At 73.6% G+C, this 3,308-nt stretch carries 4 protein-coding genes and 1 pseudogene; 4 read left to right on the plus strand and 1 reads right to left on the minus strand.

Features of this window, described 5'->3' with window-relative positions:
* Positions 1 to 548, minus strand: a 548-nt coding sequence (locus tag BJF79_RS56315) for a hypothetical protein (protein WP_158079393.1), incomplete at its 3' end; no start/stop codon positions are given.
* 349 nt (positions 549 to 897) lie between these two features.
* Here BJF79_RS56315 and rimP point away from each other — a divergent pair.
* The 4 genes and pseudogenes from rimP to BJF79_RS63235 form a co-directional block, all read left to right on the plus strand.
* Positions 898 to 1,476: pseudogene (gene rimP, locus BJF79_RS35445) on the plus strand (ribosome maturation factor RimP); the annotation flags it as partial.
* Between the two features lie 25 nt (positions 1,477 to 1,501).
* A complete protein-coding gene (gene nusA, locus BJF79_RS35450; RefSeq protein WP_075903988.1) occupies positions 1,502 to 2,611 on the plus strand; it encodes a transcription termination factor NusA in 1,110 nt (369 codons plus the stop codon).
* Positions 2,577 to 2,900, plus strand: a complete 324-nt coding sequence (locus tag BJF79_RS35455; RefSeq protein ID WP_143220678.1) for a YlxR family protein — start codon at positions 2,577 to 2,579, stop codon at positions 2,898 to 2,900. The genes nusA and BJF79_RS35455 overlap by 35 nt, the downstream gene beginning before the upstream one ends.
* 141 nt (positions 2,901 to 3,041) lie before the next feature.
* On the plus strand, positions 3,042 to 3,308 hold a 267-nt coding region (locus BJF79_RS63235; protein WP_262403049.1), incomplete at its 3' end, for a translation initiation factor IF-2 N-terminal domain-containing protein.

The following is a 3,308-nucleotide window of genomic DNA, read 5'->3' on the forward strand; positions in this document are numbered from 1 at the left end:
GACTCGGCCGGGACGGGCGCCGGTCCGCCCTCGATCGTCCGCGCGTGCCCGGCCTCGCACGCCCCGATGCTCGCGAGGAGCTGGGCGAGCCCCGGCTCGACCTGCGCCGTGTCGGCGGCGCGCGCGACGGCCGACGCGCCCTCCGCCCGGCGCAGAGCCTCCAGCGCCGCGTCACGTCCGGACGGGACCGCGAGCGGACTCGGGGAAGGGATGCGCCCGCCCTCGTGCCTGCGGTCGCCCGATCCCGGCACGTAATGGTTCTTCAGCACCTTCAGGTGCTCGCGATGGCGCGCCAGGACGGGGTCGACGGCCCCGGCGAGGCCGGGATCGGCGGCCCGGACCGCCTCGTAGGAGGCGATGAGGTCCTGCTCGGCGGCGATGGCGCGCACCAGCGCCGCCATGCCCCGCCGCGGCGCCGCGGCCTCGGCGGCGCACCCGGTCAGCGTGCCGGAAAGCAGCGGCAGGACGAGCGCGGCCGCGCCCCCCGAGCAGCGTCCGGCGCCGCACGCCGCCGCGCGGCACGGCCTGTGGCAAGGCGGTCTCCTCACCCGGTGGGGGTCCGGTGGGCGTGCATGGGTGTGCACAGGGAGGCCCGCGGGGTCCGTCGCCCAGGACGCCGCCGGCGGGCCGCTATCAGCATTTCACATCCGCCGCGCCGGTGACCTGTCCGAAAGACCGCTGCGGTGTCCGGCTGTCGATAGTCTTGAAGGGTCAGCGGACACACGGTGACATCAACACAACACGAGGAGGGGCCATGAGCGTCGAGTCCCGCGGAGGTCCGGCCCGCGGAGGCCGCCCCGGCAGGGGCCGCGCCCATGGGGGCCGTGAGCAGCGGGGCCGGACCGAGGGCCGGACGCGGAACGGCGGCGCCCGCCGCCCGGTCGCGTCGGCGCGCCCGGCCCGGGACGTCGCCGCCGCGGAGCTGCGGCGGCTGCTGGACCGGCCGTCGCCGAGGCCGGGTTCGACCTCGAAGAGCTCGACGTCCGTCCGGCCGGCCGCCGCCGCCTGGTCAAGGTCGTCGTGGACGCCGACGGCGGCGTCGGGCTCGACGACATCGCCCGGCTGAGCGAAACGGCCTCCAAGCTGCTCGACGGCTCCGACGTCATGGGGGCCACGCCGTACGTGCTGGAGGTGACCTCCCCGGGCGTCGACCGGCCCCTCACCGAGCCGCGGCACTGGCGCCGCGCCGTCGGCCGGCTGGTCGTCGCGCCGCTGGCCGAGGGCGGCGAGGTCGAGGGCCGCGTGGTGGCGGCCGACGACGAGGCCGTCGAGATCGAGATCGCCGAACCGCGCCGGAAAAAGGGAGCCGGTGCGGGCGGCGACGGCACGTCCGCTGGGTCGGGTACCGCCGGGCCGGACGCCCGGCGGCGCCGGTTCGGCCTCGGCGAGCTGGGGCGCGGCCGTGTCCAGGTGGAGTTCAAGGCTCCTCCGCCCGGGGCGGCCGAAGAAACGCGTTCACCGGCTGAGCCGGACTAGAGGGGGGAACCTCGTGGACATCGACATGACCGCCCTGCGGGTCCTGGAGAGCGAGAAGGACATCTCGCTCGACGTGGCCGTGAAGGCCATCGAAGACGCCCTGCTGATCGCCTACCACCGCACCGAGGGCGCCGCGCCGCGCGCGCGCGTCCAGCTGGACCGCACCACCGGGCACGTCACCGTCTGGGCCACCGAGACCGACGAGGAGGGCGAGTCCCTCCGCGAGTACGACGACACCCCGACCGGGTTCGGGCGCATCGCCGCGACCACCGCCAAGCAGGTCATCCTGCAGCGGCTGCGCGACGCCGAGGACGAGCTGACGTTCGGCGAGTACGCGGGCCGCGAGGGCGACATCGTCAGCGGCATCATCCAGCAGGGCAAGGACCCGCGGAACGTGCTGGTCGACCTCGGCAAGATCGAGGCCGTGCTGCCGCCGCAGGAGCAGGTGCCGGGGGAGCGGTACGGGCACGGCGAACGGCTCCGCGCCTACGTCGTCCAGGTCCGCAAGGGACACCGCGGCCCGTCGGTGCAGCTGTCGCGCACGCACCCCAACCTGGTGCGCAAGCTGTTCGCGCTGGAGGTCCCGGAGATCGCCGACGGGACGGTCGAGATCGCGGCGATCGCCCGCGAGGCCGGGCACCGCACCAAGATCGCGGTGCGTTCGCGCAAGCCGGGGGTGAACGCCAAGGGGGCCTGCATCGGCCCCGTCGGCGGCCGCGTCCGCAACGTGATGACCGAGCTGCACGGCGAGAAGATCGACATCGTCGACTGGTCGGACGACCCGGCCGAGTTCGTCGGGAATGCGCTGTCCCCCGCGCGCGTTTCGAGTGTCGAGGTCGTCGACGCCGACGCCCGGGTCGCCCGGGTGGTCGTGCCCGACTACCAGCTGTCCCTGGCCATCGGCAAGGAAGGGCAGAACGCCCGCCTCGCGGCCCGGCTCACCGGCTGGCGGATCGACATCCGCTCCGACATGGAGCCCGCTCGCGCCGCCGGTGGCGCGGCCCCCCGAGAGGGAGGCCGGGAGCGGCCGGAGAGCGAGGACCGCGGCGACGCGAAGGCCGCGGACCCGGGCGGATCCGGATCTTCTACGTCAGGAGACCATGCGACAGGTCCCGCCGACGCCTCGGCGCGGTAGACTCTTGAAAAGTGGCCGGGCGGCCCCCATACGCACGTGTGTGGGTTGCCGGGTTCGTACGGCCAAGTCCGACCTGCTCCGCCTGGTGGCGGTCGAGGGCACGATCGTCCCCGATCCGCACGGGCGGATGCCGGGACGGGGTGCGCATCTGCATCCCGATCCGGGATGCCTGGAGCTCGCAGAGCGACGTCGGGCGTTCCCCAGGGCGTTTCGCCTTCAGGGGCCGCTCGACGCCGGTGTGCTGCGGGCACGGGTTGCGGAGAGGGCCGCGCGGCAGCAGGATGGCTGAACGTAAATGGCCGAACGGTAAGCGACGTCTAGTCGGGAAGCAGGTCGAGATTGCTATGAGCGCTCGATGAGCACGCCGCGATGAGTACGGCAAGTTAGCGACGGTCCGGAGGCCGCACCCCCGGACCGAGTAGGGAGTGCAGTGGCCAAGGTCCGGGTATACGAACTCGCCAAGGAGTTCGGTGTAGAGAGCAAGGTCGTCATGGCCAAGCTCCAGGAGATGGGCGAGTTCGTCCGTTCGGCGTCCTCCACGATCGAGGCGCCGGTCGTACGCAGGCTTACCGAAGCCTTCCAAAACGGTTCTTCCTCCAAGCAGGGGGACAAGCGCGGCGCGACGGGACGAACGCGTGCAGCCCCGGATCGTCGTACCGGGCGGCGCGGCGGGCGGCGCGCAGCGCGGTCTCGTACC

Source organism: Actinomadura sp. CNU-125 (genome assembly GCF_001942465.1).
Taxonomy (GTDB): Bacteria; Actinomycetota; Actinomycetes; order Streptosporangiales; family Streptosporangiaceae; genus Spirillospora.